The sequence below is a fragment of the Staphylococcus sp. EG-SA-18 genome (assembly GCF_017151825.1).
In the GTDB taxonomy this organism is placed as follows: domain Bacteria; phylum Bacillota; class Bacilli; order Staphylococcales; family Staphylococcaceae; genus Staphylococcus; species Staphylococcus aureus.
In genome coordinates this window covers 14865-34306 of the sequence record NZ_JACYVY010000006.1, presented here as the reverse complement: position 1 = coordinate 34306, position 19442 = coordinate 14865, and the positions used below count along the sequence as shown (strand labels likewise).

The following is a 19442-nucleotide window of genomic DNA, read 5'->3' as shown; positions in this document are numbered from 1 at the left end:
AGTAGGAAAAAGCTGAAAGAAATCAGATGCTTATGTCCTGCTCTTATTATTTTTGATATAATGATTATTCGATGAAAAATGACTGAAGACATAGTATAATTAAAGATAAATTTGTTTTAACAATATTATGATTAGCCAAATATAAAGCATTTAATTTTCTATCATTACTATGCCTACATAATCTAAATATTGTTCGAACACGTAAAAGTAATTTCTATTTAAGGTGGTAATTGTCTTGGCAATGACAGAGCAACAAAAATTTAAAGTGCTTGCTGATCAAATTAAAATTTCAAATCAATTAGATGCTGAAATTTTAAATTCAGGTGAACTGACACGTATAGATGTTTCTAACAAAAACAGAACATGGGAATTTCATATTACATTACCACAATTCTTAGCTCATGAAGATTATTTATTATTTATAAATGCAATAGAGCAAGAGTTTAAAGATATCGCCAACGTTACATGTCGTTTTACGGTAACAAATGGCACGAATCAAGATGAACATGCAATTAAATACTTTGGACACTGTATTGACCAAACAGCTTTATCTCCAAAAGTTAAAGGTCAATTGAAACAGAAAAAGCTTATTATGTCTGGAAAAGTATTAAAAGTAATGGTATCAAATGACATTGAACGTAATCATTTTGATAAGGCATGCAATGGAAGTCTTATCAAAGCGTTTAGAAATTGTGGTTTTGATATCGATAAAATCATCTTCGAAACAAATGATAATGATCAAGAACAAAACTTAGCTTCTTTAGAAGCACATATTCAAGAAGAAGACGAACAAAGTGCACGATTGGCAACAGAGAAACTTGAAAAAATGAAAGCTGAAAAAGCGAAACAACAAGATAACAACGAAAGTGCTGTTGATAAGTGTCAAATTGGTAAGCCGATTCAAATTGAAAATATTAAACCAATTGAATCTATTATTGAGGAAGAGTTTAAAGTTGCAATAGAGGGTGTCATTTTTGATATAAACTTAAAAGAACTTAAAAGTGGTCGCCATATCGTAGAAATTAAAGTGACTGACTATACGGACTCTTTAGTTTTAAAAATGTTTACTCGTAAAAACAAAGATGATTTAGAACATTTTAAAGCGCTAAGTGTTGGTAAATGGGTTAGGGCTCAAGGTCGTATTGAAGAAGATACATTTATTAGAGATTTAGTTATGATGATGTCTGATATTGAAGAGATTAAAAAAGCGACAAAAAAAGATAAGGCTGAAGAAAAGCGTGTAGAATTCCACTTGCATACTGCAATGAGCCAAATGGATGGTATACCCAATATTGGTGCGTATGTTAAACAGGCAGCAGACTGGGGACATCCAGCCATTGCGGTTACAGACCATAATGTTGTGCAAGCATTTCCAGATGCTCACGCAGCAGCGGAAAAACATGGCATTAAAATGATATACGGTATGGAAGGTATGTTAGTTGATGATGGTGTTCCGATTGCATACAAACCACAAGATGTCGTATTAAAAGATGCTACTTATGTTGTGTTCGACGTTGAGACAACTGGTTTATCAAATCAGTATGATAAAATCATCGAGCTTGCAGCTGTGAAAGTTCATAACGGTGAAATCATCGATAAGTTTGAAAGGTTTAGTAATCCGCATGAACGATTATCGGAAACGATTATCAATTTGACGCATATTACTGATGATATGTTAGTAGATGCCCCTGAGATTGAAGAAGTACTTACAGAGTTTAAAGAATGGGTTGGCGATGCGATATTCGTAGCGCATAATGCTTCGTTTGATATGGGCTTTATCGATACGGGATATGAACGTCTTGGGTTTGGACCATCAACGAATGGTGTTATCGATACTTTAGAATTATCTCGTACGATTAATACTGAATATGGTAAACATGGTTTGAATTTCTTAGCTAAAAAATATGGCGTAGAATTAACGCAACATCACCGTGCCATTTATGATACAGAAGCAACAGCTTACATTTTCATAAAAATGGTTCAACAAATGAAAGAATTAGGCGTATTAAATCATAACGAAATCAACAAAAAACTCAGTAATGAAGATGCATATAAACGTGCAAGACCTAGTCATGTCACATTAATTGTACAAAACCAACAAGGTCTTAAAAATCTATTTAAAATTGTAAGTGCATCATTGGTGAAGTATTTCTACCGTACACCTCGAATTCCACGTTCATTGTTAGATGAATATCGTGAGGGATTATTGGTAGGTACAGCGTGTGATGAAGGTGAATTATTTACGGCAGTTATGCAGAAGGACCAGAGCCAAGTTGAAAAAATTGCCAAATATTATGATTTTATTGAAATTCAACCACCGGCACTTTATCAAGATTTAATTGATAGAGAGCTTATTAGAGATACTGAAACATTACATGAAATTTATCAACGTTTAATACATGCAGGTGACACAGCGGGTATACCTGTTATTGCGACAGGAAATGCACACTATTTGTTTGAACATGATGGTATCGCACGTAAAATTTTAATAGCATCACAACCCGGCAATCCACTTAATCGCTCAACTTTACCGGAAGCACATTTTAGAACTACAGATGAAATGTTAAACGAGTTTCATTTTTTAGGTGAAGAAAAAGCGCATGAAATTGTTGTGAAAAATACAAACGAATTAGCAGATCGAATTGAACGTGTTGTTCCTATTAAAGATGAATTATACACACCGCGTATGGAAGGTGCTAACGAAGAAATTAGAGAACTAAGTTATGCAAATGCGCGTAAACTGTATGGTGAAGACCTGCCTCAAATCGTAATTGATCGATTAGAAAAAGAATTAAAAAGTATTATCGGTAATGGATTTGCGGTAATTTACTTAATTTCGCAACGTTTAGTTAAAAAATCATTAGATGATGGATACTTAGTTGGTTCCCGTGGTTCAGTAGGTTCTAGTTTTGTAGCGACAATGACTGAGATTACTGAAGTAAACCCGTTACCGCCACACTATATTTGTCCGAACTGTAAAACGAGTGAATTTTTCAATGATGGTTCAGTAGGATCAGGATTTGATTTACCTGATAAGACGTGTGAAACTTGTGGAGCGCCACTTATTAAAGAAGGACAAGATATTCCGTTTGAAACATTTTTAGGATTTAAGGGAGATAAAGTTCCTGATATCGACTTAAACTTTAGTGGTGAATATCAACCGAATGCCCATAACTACACAAAAGTATTATTTGGTGAGGATAAAGTATTCCGTGCAGGTACAATTGGTACTGTTGCTGAAAAGACTGCTTTTGGTTATGTTAAAGGTTATTTGAATGATCAAGGCATCCACAAAAGAGGTGCTGAAATAGATCGACTCGTTAAAGGATGTACAGGTGTTAAACGTACAACTGGACAGCATCCAGGGGGTATTATTGTAGTACCTGATTACATGGATATTTATGATTTTACGCCGATACAATATCCTGCCGATGATCAAAATTCAGCATGGATGACGACACATTTTGATTTCCATTCTATTCATGATAATGTATTAAAACTTGATATACTTGGACACGATGATCCAACAATGATTCGTATGCTTCAAGATTTATCGGGCATTGATCCAAAAACGATACCTGTAGATGACAAAGAAGTCATGCAAATATTTAGTACACCTGAAAGTTTAGGTGTTACTGAAGATGAAATTTTATGTAAAACAGGTACGTTTGGGGTTCCAGAATTCGGTACAGGGTTCGTGCGTCAAATGTTAGAAGATACAAAGCCAACAACATTTTCTGAATTAGTTCAAATCTCAGGATTATCTCATGGTACAGATGTGTGGTTAGGCAATGCTCAAGAATTAATTAAAACCGGTATATGTGATTTATCAAGTGTAATTGGTTGTCGTGATGATATCATGGTTTATTTAATGTATGCTGGTTTAGAACCATCAATGGCTTTTAAAATAATGGAGTCAGTACGTAAAGGTAAAGGTTTAACTGAAGAAATGATTGAAACGATGAAAGAAAATGAAGTGCCGGATTGGTATTTAGATTCATGTCTTAAAATTAAGTACATGTTCCCTAAAGCCCATGCAGCAGCATACGTTTTAATGGCAGTACGTATCGCATATTTCAAAGTACATCATCCACTTTATTACTATGCATCTTACTTTACAATTCGTGCGTCAGACTTTGATTTAATCACGATGATTAAAGATAAAACAAGCATTCGAAATACTGTAAAAGACATGTATTCTCGCTATATGGATCTAGGTAAAAAAGAAAAAGACGTATTAACAGTCTTGGAAATTATGAATGAAATGGCGCATCGAGGTTATCGCATGCAACCGATTAGTTTAGAAAAGAGTCAGGCGTTCGAATTTATCATTGAAGGCGATACACTTATTCCGCCGTTCATATCAGTGCCTGGGCTTGGCGAAAACGTTGCGAAACGAATTGTTGAAGCTCGTGACGATGGCCCATTTTTATCAAAAGAAGATTTAAACAAAAAAGCTGGATTATCTCAGAAAATTATTGAGTATTTAGATGAGTTAGGCTCATTACCGAATTTACCAGATAAAGCTCAACTTTCGATATTTGATATGTAAAATGAAATAATCAAGGTATTTATTTAATGCGTATGGCGTAGTTAAAGAAATACAAAATTGTTGCTGGACATAAAATTATGCCTGTATTTCTTTTCAACGTCTTACGAGTCTATTCGAATGTAATGGTGAAATAAATGAACAAACTTTTACAAGAATCTCTGATTAATAGTGAAGTCATTTGTTTCAAGCATAAACTTATGCTATAATTAAGTTGCTTAAAAATTAGTGAACTCAGGCAGAAGAGTGGGAGATTCCCGCTCTTTTCTATTTGCCAAAAAGGGAGGCCTGTATGAGTAAAATTACAGAACAAGTAGAAGTGATTGTTAAACCAATTATGGAAGACTTGAATTTTGAACTTGTAGACGTTGAATATGTCAAAGAGGGTAGAGATCATTTTCTTAGAATCTCTATTGATAAAGAAGGTGGCGTAGATTTAAATGATTGTACGCTAGCTTCTGAAAAAATAAGTGAAGCTATGGATGCAAATGATCCTATTCCTGAAATGTATTATTTAGACGTAGCGTCACCTGGTGCAGAACGTCCAATTAAAAAAGAACAAGATTTCCAAAATGCAATAACTAAACCTGTATTTGTTTCTTTATATGTACCAATTGAAGGTGAAAAGGAATGGTTAGGCATTTTACAAGAAGTCAATAATGAAACAATTGTAGTACAAGTTAAAATCAAAGCAAGAACGAAAGATATAGAGATACCGAGAGACAAAATAGCAAAAGCACGTCACGCAGTTATGATTTAACGTGATGAGGAGGAAAAAACGTGTCAAGTAATGAATTATTATTAGCTACTGAGTATTTAGAAAAAGAAAAGAAGATTCCTAGAGCAGTATTAATTGATGCTATTGAAGCAGCTTTAATTACTGCATACAAAAAGAATTATGATAGTGCAAGAAATGTCCGTGTGGAATTAAATATGGATCAAGGTACTTTCAAAGTTATCGCTCGTAAAGATGTTGTTGAAGAAGTATTTGACGACAGAGATGAAGTGGATTTAAGTACAGCGCTTGTTAAAAACCCTGCATATGAAATTGGTGATATATACGAAGAAGATGTAACACCTAAAGATTTTGGTCGTGTAGGTGCTCAAGCAGCGAAACAAGCAGTAATGCAACGTCTTCGTGATGCTGAACGTGAAATTTTATTTGAAGAATTTATAGACAAAGAAGAAGACATACTTACTGGAATTATTGACCGTGTTGACCATCGTTATGTATATGTGAACTTAGGTCGTATCGAAGCTGTTTTATCTGAAGCAGAAAGAAGTCCTAACGAAAAATATATTCCTAACGAACGTATCAAAGTATATGTTAACAAAGTGGAACAAACGACAAAAGGTCCTCAAATCTATGTTTCTCGTAGCCATCCAGGTTTATTAAAACGTTTATTTGAACAAGAAGTTCCAGAAATTTACGATGGTACTGTAATTGTTAAATCAGTAGCACGTGAAGCTGGCGATCGCTCTAAAATTAGTGTCTTCTCTGAAAACAATGATATAGATGCTGTTGGTGCATGTGTTGGTGCCAAAGGCGCACGTGTTGAAGCTGTTGTTGAAGAGCTAGGTGGCGAAAAAATCGACATCGTTCAATGGAATGAAGATCCAAAAGTATTTGTAAAAAATGCTTTAAGCCCTTCTCAAGTTTTAGAAGTTATTGTTGATGAAACAAATCAATCTACAATAGTTGTTGTTCCTGATTATCAATTGTCATTAGCGATTGGTAAAAGAGGACAAAACGCACGTCTAGCTGCTAAATTAACCGGCTGGAAAATTGATATTAAATCAGAAACAGATGCGCGCGAAGCGGGTATCTATCCAGTAGTTGAAGCTGAAAAAGTAACTGAAGAAGATGTTGCTTTAGAAGATGCTGACACAACAGAATCAACCGAAGAGGTAAATGATGTTTCAGTTGAAACAAATGTAGAGAAAGAATCTGAATAATAGGTTGGAGTGAAGTATCTATGAAAAAGAAAAAAATTCCGATGCGAAAATGTATTCTTTCAAATGAAATGCATCCCAAAAAAGATATGATTCGTGTTGTTGTTAATAAAGAAGGCGAAATCTTTGCGGATGTTACTGGAAAGAAACAAGGCCGTGGCGCATATGTTTCTAAAGATGTTGCTATGGTTGAAAAAGCACAACAAAAAGAAATTTTAGAAAAATATTTTAAAGCATCTAAAGAGCAATTGGATCCTGTTTATAAAGAAATTATTAGATTAATTTATAGAGAAGAGATCCCAAAATGAGTATAGATCAAATATTAAACTTTTTAGGATTAGCAATGAGAGCTGGTAAAGTAAAAACAGGTGAATCAGTCATTGTTAATGAGATAAAAAAAGGAAATTTAAAGCTCGTTATTGTTGCAAATGATGCGTCTGATAATACAGCTAAATTAATTACAGATAAATGTAAGAGTTACAAAGTTCCATTCAGAAAGTTTGGAAATCGAAATGAATTGGGAATAGCACTTGGAAAAGGTGAGCGTGTTAATGTAGGGATTACTGACCCAGGCTTTGCTAAAAAGTTGCTATCAATGATAGATGAATATCATAAGGAGTGATTATATGAGTAAACAAAGAATTTACGAATATGCGAAAGAATTAAATCTAAAGAGTAAAGAGATTATAGATGAGTTAAAAAGCATGAATATTGAGGTTTCAAATCATATGCAAGCTTTGGAAGATGACCAAATTAAAGCATTAGATAAAAAGTTCAAAAAAGAACAAAAGAACGACAATAAACAAAGCACTCAAAATAATCACCAAAAATCAAACAATCAAAACCAAAATAAAGGGCAACAAAAAGATAACAAAAAGAATCAACAACAAAATAATAAAGGCAACAAAGGCAATAAAAAGAATAATAGAAATAATAAGAAAAATAACAAGAATAATAAACCACAAAATCAACCAGCTGCTCCAAAAGAAATACCATCAAAAGTGACATATCAAGAAGGTATTACAGTAGGCGAATTTGCGGATAAATTAAATGTTGAATCATCAGAAATTATCAAAAAATTATTCTTACTTGGTATTGTTGCTAATATCAATCAATCATTAAATCAAGAAACAATCGAATTAATTGCCGATGATTATGGCGTTGAGGTTGAAGAGGAAGTTGTGATTAATGAAGAAGATTTATCAATCTACTTCGAAGACGAAAAAGATGATCCAGAAGCAATTGAGAGACCAGCAGTTGTAACAATTATGGGACATGTTGACCATGGTAAAACTACTTTATTAGATTCAATTCGTCATACAAAAGTTACAGCAGGTGAAGCAGGTGGAATCACTCAACATATTGGTGCATATCAAATTGAAAACGATGGCAAAAAAATCACTTTCTTAGATACACCGGGACATGCTGCATTTACAACGATGCGTGCGCGTGGTGCACAAGTAACAGATATTACAATTTTAGTAGTAGCAGCTGACGATGGTGTTATGCCACAAACAATTGAAGCAATTAACCATGCTAAAGAAGCAGAAGTACCAATTATTGTTGCAGTAAATAAAATTGATAAACCAACTTCAAATCCTGATCGAGTTATGCAAGAATTAACTGAATATGGTTTAATTCCTGAAGATTGGGGTGGCGAAACAATTTTCGTTCCACTTTCTGCATTAAGTGGTGATGGTATCGACGATTTATTAGAAATGATAGGATTAGTTGCAGAAGTTCAAGAACTTAAAGCAAATCCTAAAAACCGTGCTGTTGGTACAGTTATCGAAGCTGAATTAGATAAATCACGTGGTCCTTCTGCATCATTATTAGTACAAAACGGTACATTAAATGTTGGGGATGCGATTGTAGTTGGTAATACTTACGGCCGTATTCGTGCAATGGTTAATGACTTAGGTCAAAGAATCAAAATGGCTGGTCCATCAACGCCTGTTGAAATTACAGGTATTAATGATGTGCCACAAGCTGGGGATCGCTTTGTTGTATTTAGTGATGAAAAACAAGCTCGTCGTATTGGTGAATCAAGACACGAAGCTAGCATTGTTCAACAACGTCAAGAAAGTAAAAATGTTTCATTAGATAACCTGTTTGAACAAATGAAACAAGGTGAAATGAAAGATTTAAACGTTATTATTAAAGGTGATGTTCAAGGTTCTGTTGAAGCTTTAGCTGCATCATTAATGAAAATTGATGTTGAAGGCGTAAATGTTCGTATCATTCATACAGCGGTTGGTGCAATTAATGAGTCAGACGTGACACTTGCTAATGCCTCAAATGGTATTATCATTGGTTTCAATGTTCGTCCAGACAGTGGTGCAAAACGTGCTGCAGAAGCTGAAAATGTTGATATGCGTTTACACAGAGTTATTTATAATGTTATCGAAGAAATTGAATCAGCGATGAAAGGTTTACTTGATCCAGAATTTGAAGAACAAGTTATCGGACAAGCTGAAGTTCGTCAAACATTCAAAGTTTCTAAAGTTGGTACTATTGCTGGATGTTATGTTACTGAAGGTAAAATTACGCGAAATGCTGGTGTACGTATTATTCGTGATGGTATTGTTCAATATGAAGGCGAATTAGATACACTTAAACGTTTCAAAGATGATGCTAAGGAAGTTGCAAAAGGTTATGAATGTGGTATTACAATTGAAAACTACAATGACCTTAAAGAAGGCGATGTTATCGAAGCATTTGAAATGGTTGAAATTAAGCGTTAATTAAATAAATTACAAGCTAAAAGTATAGTTAAGATTGATATGCTCCCTATAAATATTGCACTTTTTAAGTGTCTACTTTATAGGGAGCATATTTGATACTAGCTTTTGGTTTTTTATTAGAATAGATTACCTATTAAAAGTTACGTTATATGGACATGATTTTGTATAAAATTTTGTGGTGGCCTAGAATGATTTTTAATGACAAAATATAATGTCGACTATTATTGGAAAATTTTCTGTTGAAATGCCTATCTTACGGCAAACTTTATTTGATTTTATAGGCTTAATTTATTAAAATAACGTGTGAGCTAAAATAATTGTTTAAGCATTGTTACACTAAAAAATGCAAATAACAATTGAACTTAAAGATAAAGAGGTGACAAGAATGAGCAGTATGAGAGCAGAGCGTGTTGGTGAACAAATGAAGAAGGAATTAATGGATATCATCAACAATAAAGTCAAAGATCCTCGAGTTGGTTTTATTACAATTACAGATGTTGTTTTAACAAATGATTTATCGCAGGCTAAAGTATTTTTAACTGTATTAGGTAACGATAAAGAAGTAGAAAATACATTTAAAGCACTTGATAAAGCAAAAGGCTTCATTAAGTCTGAATTAGGTTCTAGAATGCGATTACGTATTATGCCGGAATTAATGTATGAATATGATCAATCAATCGAATATGGCAATAAAATTGAACGAATGATTCAAGATTTACACAAACAAGATAGATAATTTAGTGTTAGGTATCTGGAAAATGTTTGATAATTTCTTAATATCGGTATATTAACATTAAACAGTTAATACATAGATGTGTAGAAATAGTTAACATTTTCCAGTTTTTTTATGAATAAATTCAGTTGATACGCTATTAAAATATATTTTAAAAAAAGAAGGTGACTATATGTATAATGGGATATTACCAGTATATAAAGAGCGCGGTTTAACAAGTCATGACGTTGTATTCAAATTGCGTAAAATATTAAAAACTAAAAAAATAGGTCACACGGGTACGCTTGATCCCGAAGTTGCAGGCGTGTTACCGGTATGTATAGGTAATGCAACGAGAGTTAGTGATTATGTTATGGATATGGGCAAAGCTTATGAAGCAACTGTATCGATAGGAAGAAGTACAACGACTGAAGATCAAACGGGTGATACATTGGAAACAAAAGGTGTACACTCAGCAGATTTTAATAAGGACGATATTGACCGATTGTTAGAAAGTTTTAAAGGTATCATTGAACAAATTCCGCCGATGTACTCATCCGTCAAAGTAAATGGTAAAAAATTATATGAATATGCGCGTAATAATGAAACAGTTGAAAGACCAAAGCGTAAAGTTAATATTAAAGACATTGGGCGTATATCTGAATTAGATTTTAAAGAAAATGAGTGTCATTTTAAAATACGCGTCATCTGTGGTAAAGGTACATATATTAGAACGCTAGCAACTGATATTGGTGTGAAATTAGGCTTTCCGGCACATATGTCGAAATTAACACGAATCGAGTCTGGTGGATTTGTGTTGAAAGATAGCCTTACATTAGAACAAATAAAAGAACTTCATGAGCAGGATTCATTGCAAAATAAATTGTTTCCTTTAGAATATGGATTAAAGGGTTTGCCAAGCATTAAAATTAAAGATTCGCACATAAAAAAACGTATTTTAAATGGGCAGAAATTTAATAAAAATGAATTTGATAACAAAATTAAAGACCAAATTGTATTTATTGATGATGATTCAGAAAAAGTATTAGCAATTTATATGGTACACCCTACAAAAGAATCAGAAATTAAACCTAAAAAAGTCTTTAATTAAAGGAGATAGAATTTATGAAAGTCATAGAAGTGACACATCCTATACAATCAAAACAGTATAATACAGAGGATGTTGCAATGGCATTCGGATTTTTCGATGGCATGCATAAAGGTCATGACAAAGTCTTTGATATATTAAACGAAATAGCTGAGGCACGCAGTTTAAAAAAAGCGGTGATGACATTTGATCCGCATCCGTCTGTCGTGTTGAATCCTAAAAGAAAACGAACAACGTATTTAACGCCACTTTCAGATAAAATCGAAAAAATTAGCCAACATGATATTGATTATTGTATAGTGGTTAATTTTTCATCTAGGTTTGCTAATGTGAGCGTAGAAGATTTTGTTGAAAATTATATAATTAAAAATAATGTAAAAGAAGTCATTGCTGGTTTTGATTTTACTTTTGGTAAATTTGGAAAAGGTAATATGACTGTACTTCAAGAATATGATGCGTTTAATACGACAATTGTGAGTAAACAAGAAATTGAAAATGAAAAAATTTCTACAACTTCTATTCGTCAAGATTTAATCAATGGTGAGTTGCAAAAAGCGAATGATGCTTTAGGCTATATATATTCTATTAAAGGCACTGTAGTGCAAGGTGAAAAAAGGGGAAGAACTATTGGCTTCCCAACAGCTAACATTCAACCTAGTGATGATTATTTGTTACCTCGTAAAGGTGTTTATGCTGTTAGTATTGAAATCGGCACTGAAAATAAATTATATCGAGGGGTAGCTAACATAGGTGTAAAGCCAACATTTCATGATCCTAACAAAGCAGAAGTTGTCATCGAAGTGAATATCTTTGACTTTGAGGATAATATTTATGGTGAACGAGTGACCGTGAATTGGCATCATTTCTTACGTCCTGAGATTAAATTTGATGGTATCGACCCATTAGTTAAACAAATGAACGATGATAAATCGCGTGCTAAATATTTATTAGCAGTTGATTTTGGTGATGAAGTAGCTTATAATATCTAGAGTTGCGTATAGTTATATAAACAATCTATACCACACCTTTTTCTTAGTAGGTCGAATCTCCAACGCCTAACTCGGATTAAGGAGTATTCAAACATTTTAAGGAGGAAATTGATTATGGCAATTTCACAAGAACGTAAAAACGAAATCATTAAAGAATACCGTGTACACGAAACTGATACTGGTTCACCAGAAGTACAAATCGCTGTACTTACTGCAGAAATCAACGCAGTAAACGAACACTTACGTACACACAAAAAAGACCACCATTCACGTCGTGGATTATTAAAAATGGTAGGTCGTCGTAGACATTTATTAAACTACTTACGTAGTAAAGATATTCAACGTTACCGTGAATTAATTAAATCACTTGGTATCCGTCGTTAATCTTAATATAACGTCTTTGAGGTTGGGGCATATTTATGTTCCAACCTTAATTTATATTAAAAAAGCTTTTTACAAATATTAACATTTATTATATGTTAAGCTAATATTGAGTGAATAATAAGGTTACAATGAGATAAATATGATATAAGTACACCTAGAGTAATAATCAAGATATTAAAAATAAAGTATGTTTTAAAAAAATATAACTTATATTTATACTGATAAGGGTGGGACGATAAGTCTATTTTGTAAATAATAGATGGATATCCCGCTCTCTTTTTTTCCAATTCAATATTTTATAACTAATATTAAAATACGATAATAAATGATATGATATAACTATTAGATTCAAGAGAGGAGATTTATAATGTCTCAAGAAAAGAAAGTTTTTAAAACTGAATGGGCAGGAAGATCTTTAACGATTGAAACAGGGCAATTAGCTAAACAAGCAAATGGCGCTGTATTGGTTCGTTATGGAGATACAGTCGTGTTATCGACGGCAACTGCATCAAAAGAACCTCGTGATGGAGATTTCTTCCCATTAACAGTGAACTATGAAGAAAAAATGTACGCTGCGGGTAAAATTCCTGGTGGATTTAAAAAGAGAGAAGGACGTCCTGGTGACGATGCAACATTAACTGCGCGATTAATTGATAGACCAATTAGACCTTTATTCCCTAAAGGATATAAGCATGATGTTCAAATTATGAACATGGTATTAAGTGCAGATCCTGATTGTTCACCACAAATGGCTGCAATGATTGGTTCATCTATGGCGCTTAGTGTGTCGGATATTCCATTCCAAGGGCCAATCGCCGGTGTAAATGTGGGTTATATTGACGGTAAATATATCATTAACCCAACAGTAGAAGAAAAAGAAGTTTCTCGCTTAGACCTTGAAGTAGCTGGTCATAAAGATGCAGTAAACATGGTAGAGGCAGGCGCTAGTGAGATTACTGAACAAGAAATGTTAGAGGCGATTTTCTTTGGTCATGAAGAGATTCAACGTTTAGTTGATTTCCAACAACAAATCGTCGACCACATTCAACCTGTTAAACAAGAATTTATTCCAGTAGAGCGTGATGAAGCGCTAGTTGAACGTGTAAAATCTTTAACCGAAGAAAAGGGACTTAAAGAAACAGTTTTAACATTTGATAAACAACAACGAGATGAAAATCTTGATAACTTAAAAGAAGAAATCGTCAATGAATTTATCGATGAAGAAGATCCAGAAAATGAATTACTTATTAAAGAAGTTTATGCAATTTTAAATGAATTAGTGAAAGAAGAAGTTCGACGTTTAATTGCAGATGAAAAAATTAGACCAGACGGCCGTAAACCTGATGAAATCCGTCCATTAGATTCTGAAGTTGGTATTTTACCTAGAACGCATGGTTCAGGTCTATTTACACGTGGTCAGACTCAAGCACTTTCAGTTTTAACATTAGGTGCTTTAGGCGATTATCAATTAATTGATGGTTTAGGACCTGAAGAAGAAAAAAGATTCATGCATCATTACAACTTCCCGAATTTTTCAGTAGGTGAAACTGGTCCAGTACGTGCGCCAGGTCGTCGTGAAATTGGACATGGTGCGTTAGGTGAAAGAGCATTAAAATATATTATTCCTGATACTGCTGATTTCCCATATACAATTCGTATTGTAAGTGAGGTACTTGAATCAAATGGTTCATCATCTCAAGCGTCAATTTGTGGATCAACATTAGCATTAATGGATGCGGGCGTACCGATTAAAGCACCAGTTGCTGGTATTGCTATGGGCCTTGTTACACGTGAAGATAGCTATACGATTTTAACTGATATCCAAGGTATGGAAGATGCATTAGGTGATATGGACTTTAAAGTCGCTGGTACTAAAGAAGGTATTACAGCAATCCAAATGGATATTAAAATTGACGGTTTAACGCGTGAAATTATCGAAGAGGCTCTAGAACAAGCGAGACGTGGTCGTTTAGAAATAATGAATCATATGTTACAAACAATTGATCAACCACGTACTGAATTAAGTGCTTACGCGCCAAAAGTTGTAACTATGACAATTAAACCAGATAAGATTAGAGATGTTATCGGACCTGGTGGTAAAAAAATTAACGAAATTATTGATGAAACAGGCGTTAAATTAGATATTGAACAAGATGGTACTATCTTTATTGGTGCCGTTGATCAAGCTATGATAAATCGCGCTCGTGAAATCATTGAGGAAATTACACGTGAAGCGGAAGTAGGTCAAACTTATCAAGCCACTGTTAAACGTATTGAAAAATACGGTGCGTTTGTAGGCCTATTCCCGGGTAAAGATGCGTTGCTTCACATTTCACAAATTTCAAAAAATAGAATTGAAAAAGTGGAAGATGTATTAAAAATCGGTGACACAATTGAAGTTAAGATTACTGAAATTGATAAACAAGGTCGAGTAAATGCTTCACACAGAGCATTAGAAGAATAATATTTAAAGTCATATGACGACAATGTATCGTCATGTGATTTTTTTATGCCATTTTTTACGAAGTGATCCAATTTGAATTTGTTGTATTGAACATTTTAAAACGCTTTATTATTTTGTGTGCAACTGTTAATTATCCTGTATGTATAGTGATTAATAGTGTACATCAAGTGTTTTTTAACTTATAATGAATAGTGAGTTTATATATGGACGGGTAACAAATTTAGGAGGTAAGATTTTGAGTTTAATAAAGAAAAAGAATAAAGATATTCGCATTATACCATTAGGCGGTGTTGGCGAAATTGCTAAAAATATGTATATCGTTGAAGTAGACGATGAAATGTTTATGTTAGATGCTGGACTTATGTTTCCAGAAGACGAAATGCTAGGTATTGATATTGTTATACCAGACATTTCATACGTACTTGAAAATAAAGATAAATTGAAGGGTATATTCCTTACACACGGACATGAGCACGCGATTGGTGCAGTGAGTTATGTTTTAGAACAATTAGATGCACCAGTATATGGATCTAAATTGACAATAGCGTTAATTAAAGAAAATATGAAAGCCCGTAATATTGATAAAAAAGTTCGCTACTACACAGTTAATAATGATTCAATTATGAGATTCAAAAACGTGAATATTAGTTTCTTTAATACGACACACAGTATTCCTGATAGTCTAGGTGTTTGTATTCACACTTCATATGGTGCCATTGTGTATACAGGTGAATTTAAGTTTGACCAAAGTTTACATGGACATTATGCACCAGATATTAAACGTATGGCAGAGATTGGTGAAGAAGGTGTATTTGTCTTAATCAGTGATTCTACTGAGGCAGAGAAACCTGGATATAATACTCCGGAAAATGTGATTGAACATCATATGTATGACGCTTTTGCAAAAGTGCGAGGTCGCTTGATTGTTTCATGTTATGCTTCGAACTTTATACGTATACAGCAAGTTTTAAATATTGCTAGCAAGCTAAATCGTAAAGTGTCATTTTTAGGAAGATCACTTGAAAGTTCATTTAATATTGCTCGTAAAATGGGGTATTTCGACATTCCTAAAGATTTGCTAATTCCTATAACAGAAGTTGATAATTATCCTAAAAATGAAGTGATAATTATAGCTACTGGTATGCAAGGAGAACCTGTAGAAGCCTTAAGTCAAATGGCGCAACATAAGCATAAAATTATGAATATCGAAGAAGGCGATTCTGTATTTTTAGCAATTACGGCTTCTGCAAATATGGAAGTTATCATTGCGAATACATTAAATGAGCTTGTACGTGCTGGCGCACATATTATTCCAAATAACAAGAAGATTCATGCTTCAAGTCATGGTTGCATGGAAGAATTAAAAATGATGATTAATATTATGAAACCTGAATACTTTATTCCTGTACAAGGTGAATTTAAAATGCAGATAGCACATGCGAAGCTAGCAGCTGAAGCAGGTGTTGCACCAGAAAAGATTTTCCTTGTGGAAAAAGGAGATGTCATTAATTACAACGGTAAAGATATGATATTAAATGAAAAGGTAAATTCAGGAAATATTTTAATAGATGGTATTGGTATTGGGGATGTAGGAAATATCGTGTTGAGAGACCGTCATCTTTTAGCAGAAGATGGTATCTTTATTGCTGTAGTAACGTTAGATCCTAAAAATAGACGTATAGCTGCGGGACCTGAAATTCAATCTCGTGGGTTTGTATATGTACGTGAAAGTGAAGACTTATTACGTGAAGCAGAAGAGAAAGTACGTGAAATAGTAGAGGCTGGTTTACAAGAAAAACGCATAGAATGGTCTGAAATTAAGCAAAATATGCGTGATCAAATTAGTAAACTATTATTCGAAAGTACAAAACGTCGTCCTATGATTATTCCAGTAATTTCTGAAATTTAATCAAAAAGTCATTAACATAAAAGAGGTCAGAACAAGTCACTGAAATATAATGGTTGTCATGGACAATTTACTTATATTTTATGATGGTCAATTGAAAGGGGTAACGATTAATCTGTTATCTTAAGTAAATTGATACATAGATGATATTGTTCTAACCTCTTTCATCGTCTGTTTGGACTACATATTCTAAACATCAAATAGGAAATTATATATAATAACGTCGTTTTAACTAAGGCAACATAAGGAGGTGCGTCAATTGGCACAAGCAAAAAAGAAATCGACAGCTAAGAAAAAAACAACATCAAAAAAAAGAACAAATTCGAGGAAAAAGAAGAATGATAATCCGATACGTTATGTCATAGCTATTTTAGTAGTTGTATTAATGGTGTTGGGTGTTTTCCAATTAGGAATAATAGGTCGTCTAATTGACAGCTTCTTTAATTATTTATTTGGGTACAGTAGATATTTAACATATATTTTAGTACTCTTAGCAACTGGTTTTATTACATACTCTAAACGTATTCCTAAAACTAGACGAACGGCTGGTTCGATTGTATTGCAAATTGCATTGCTATTTGTATCACAGTTAGTTTTTCATTTTAATAGTGGTATCAAAGCTGAAAGAGAACCTGTACTTTCTTATGTGTATCAGTCATACCAACACAGTCATTTCCCAAATTTTGGTGGCGGTGTATTAGGCTTTTATTTATTAGAGTTAAGCGTACCTTTAATTTCATTATTTGGTGTATGTATTATTACTATTTTATTATTATGCTCAAGTGTTATTTTATTAACAAACCATCAACATCGTGAAGTCGCAAAAGTTGTACTGGAAAATATAAAAGCTTGGTTTGGTTCATTTAATGAAAAAATGTCGGAAAGAAACCAAGAAAAACAATTGAAGCGTGAAGAAAAAGCGAGACTTAAAGAAGAACAAAAGGCACGTCAAAATGAACAGCCACAAATAAAAGATGTGAGTGATTTTACGGAAGTGCCTCAAGAAAGAGATATTCCAATTTATGGGCATACTGAAAATGAAAGTAAAAGTCAGAGTCAACCAAGTCGGAAAAAGCGAGTGTTTGATGCAGAGAATAGTTCGAATAACATCGTAAATCATCATCAAGCAGATCAGCAAGAACAATTAACAGAACAAACTCATAACAGTGTTGAAAGTGAAAACACTATTGAAGAAGCTGGTGAAGTTACGAATGTATCGTATGTTGTTCCACCGTTAACTTTACTTAATCAACCTGCAAAACAAAAAGCAACATCTAAAGCTGAAGTGCAACGTAAAGGACAAGTACTAGAGAATACATTAAAAGATTTTGGGGTAAATGCAAAAGTGACACAAATTAAAATTGGTCCTGCAGTAACTCAATATGAAATTCAACCAGCTCAAGGGGTTAAAGTGAGTAAAATTGTAAACTTGCATAATGATATTGCATTAGCTTTAGCAGCAAAAGATGTTAGAATCGAAGCGCCAATACCTGGTCGCTCTGCAGTAGGTATTGAAGTGCCAAATGAGAAAATTTCATTAGTTTCACTAAAAGAAGTTTTAGATGAAAAATTCCCGTCTAATAATAAACTAGAAGTTGGATTAGGAAGAGATATATCAGGTGATCCAATTACTGTTCCACTAAATGAAATGCCACACTTATTGGTGGCAGGATCGACGGGTAGTGGTAAATCTGTTTGTATAAATGGTATTATTACAAGTATTTTATTAAATGCTAAGCCGCATGAAGTTAAACTTATGTTAATCGATCCGAAAATGGTTGAACTAAATGTTTATAACGGAATTCCACATTTATTAATTCCGGTTGTTACAAATCCTCATAAAGCTGCTCAAGCTTTAGAAAAAATTGTAGCTGAGATGGAAAGACGTTATGATTTATTCCAACATTCATCAACTAGAAATATTAAAGGTTATAACGAATTAATCCGTAAGCAAAATCAAGAATTAGATGAGAAGCAACCAGAATTACCTTATATCGTTGTTATTGTAGATGAGCTTGCAGATTTAATGATGGTAGCTGGTAAAGAAGTTGAAAATGCGATTCAACGTATTACACAAATGGCACGTGCAGCAGGTATACATTTAATTGTAGCGACACAAAGACCTTCTGTGGATGTAATTACAGGTATCATTAAAAATAATATTCCATCTAGAATTGCTTTTGCTGTAAGTTCTCAAACAGATTCAAGAACTATTATTGGTACTGGCGGCGCAGAAAAGTTACTTGGTAAAGGTGACATGTTATACGTTGGAAATGGTGATTCATCACAAACACGTATTCAAGGGGCGTTTTTAAGTGACCAAGAGGTGCAAGATGTTGTAAATTATGTAGTAGAACAACAACAGGCAAATTATGTAAAAGAAATGGAACCAGATGCACCAGTGGATAAATCGGAAATGAAAAGTGAAGATGCTTTATATGATGAAGCGTATTTGTTTGTTGTTGAACAACAAAAGGCAAGTACATCATTGTTACAACGCCAATTTAGAATTGGTTATAATAGAGCATCTAGGTTGATGGATGATTTAGAACGCAATCAGGTAATCGGTCCACAAAAAGGAAGCAAGCCTAGACAAGTTTTAATAGATCTTAATAATGACGAGGTGTAAAAAA

13 protein-coding genes are annotated in these 19442 nt (G+C 33.5%); all 13 read left to right on the top strand.

The window, feature by feature from the left end:
* The first annotated feature begins 241 nt into the window (after positions 1–241).
* A complete protein-coding gene (locus IDG66_RS02220; RefSeq protein ID WP_001820550.1) occupies positions 242–4552 on the top strand; it encodes a PolC-type DNA polymerase III in 4311 nt (1436 codons plus the stop codon).
* A 289-nt stretch (positions 4553–4841) separates the two neighbouring features.
* Positions 4842–5309, top strand: coding sequence for a ribosome maturation factor RimP (gene rimP, locus IDG66_RS02215; RefSeq protein ID WP_000036631.1), 468 nt, complete (start codon positions 4842–4844; stop codon positions 5307–5309).
* A 20-nt stretch (positions 5310–5329) separates the two neighbouring features.
* The gene (gene nusA, locus IDG66_RS02210; protein ID WP_000097457.1) at positions 5330–6505 is read left to right on the top strand and encodes a transcription termination factor NusA; all 1176 of its coding nucleotides are present in this window, start codon (positions 5330–5332) and stop codon (positions 6503–6505) included.
* A 20-nt stretch (positions 6506–6525) separates the two neighbouring features.
* Positions 6526–6810 carry an RNase P modulator RnpM gene (rnpM, locus tag IDG66_RS02205; protein ID WP_000727423.1) on the top strand — a complete coding sequence of 95 codons (285 nt, stop codon included), beginning with the start codon at positions 6526–6528 and terminating at the stop codon, positions 6808–6810.
* Complete coding sequence (locus IDG66_RS02200; RefSeq protein ID WP_000020853.1) at positions 6807–7124, top strand: YlxQ family RNA-binding protein; 318 nt, start codon at positions 6807–6809, stop codon at positions 7122–7124. Before rnpM ends, IDG66_RS02200 begins: the two co-directional genes overlap by 4 nt.
* Before the next feature lie 4 nt (positions 7125–7128).
* Positions 7129–9246, top strand: a complete 2118-nt coding sequence (gene infB, locus IDG66_RS02195; RefSeq protein WP_000043632.1) for a translation initiation factor IF-2 — start codon at positions 7129–7131, stop codon at positions 9244–9246.
* 385 nt (positions 9247–9631) lie between these two features.
* Positions 9632–9982: a 30S ribosome-binding factor RbfA gene (gene rbfA / locus IDG66_RS02190; protein WP_000097322.1), complete on the top strand. Its 351-nt coding sequence runs from the start codon at positions 9632–9634 to the stop codon at positions 9980–9982.
* Between the two features lie 169 nt (positions 9983–10151).
* Positions 10152–11069: a tRNA pseudouridine(55) synthase TruB gene (gene truB, locus IDG66_RS02185; RefSeq protein WP_000282305.1), complete on the top strand. Its 918-nt coding sequence runs from the start codon at positions 10152–10154 to the stop codon at positions 11067–11069.
* Positions 11070–11083: 14 nt separating this feature from the next.
* The gene (ribF, locus tag IDG66_RS02180) at positions 11084–12055 is read left to right on the top strand and encodes a riboflavin biosynthesis protein RibF (RefSeq protein ID WP_000864192.1); all 972 of its coding nucleotides are present in this window, start codon (positions 11084–11086) and stop codon (positions 12053–12055) included.
* A 114-nt stretch (positions 12056–12169) separates the two neighbouring features.
* Positions 12170–12439, top strand: coding sequence for a 30S ribosomal protein S15 (gene rpsO, locus IDG66_RS02175; protein WP_001018328.1), 270 nt, complete (start codon positions 12170–12172; stop codon positions 12437–12439).
* Positions 12440–12806: 367 nt separating this feature from the next.
* Entirely contained in the window at positions 12807–14903 is a 2097-nt protein-coding gene (gene pnp, locus IDG66_RS02170) for a polyribonucleotide nucleotidyltransferase (protein WP_000076693.1), read from the top strand.
* 235 nt (positions 14904–15138) lie between these two features.
* Positions 15139–16812 carry a ribonuclease J2 gene (rnjB, locus tag IDG66_RS02165; RefSeq protein WP_000052590.1) on the top strand — a complete coding sequence of 558 codons (1674 nt, stop codon included), beginning with the start codon at positions 15139–15141 and terminating at the stop codon, positions 16810–16812.
* A gap of 256 nt (positions 16813–17068) precedes the next feature.
* Complete coding sequence (locus IDG66_RS02160; RefSeq protein WP_000035773.1) at positions 17069–19438, top strand: FtsK/SpoIIIE family DNA translocase; 2370 nt, start codon at positions 17069–17071, stop codon at positions 19436–19438.
* Positions 19439–19442: the final 4 nt, after the last annotated feature.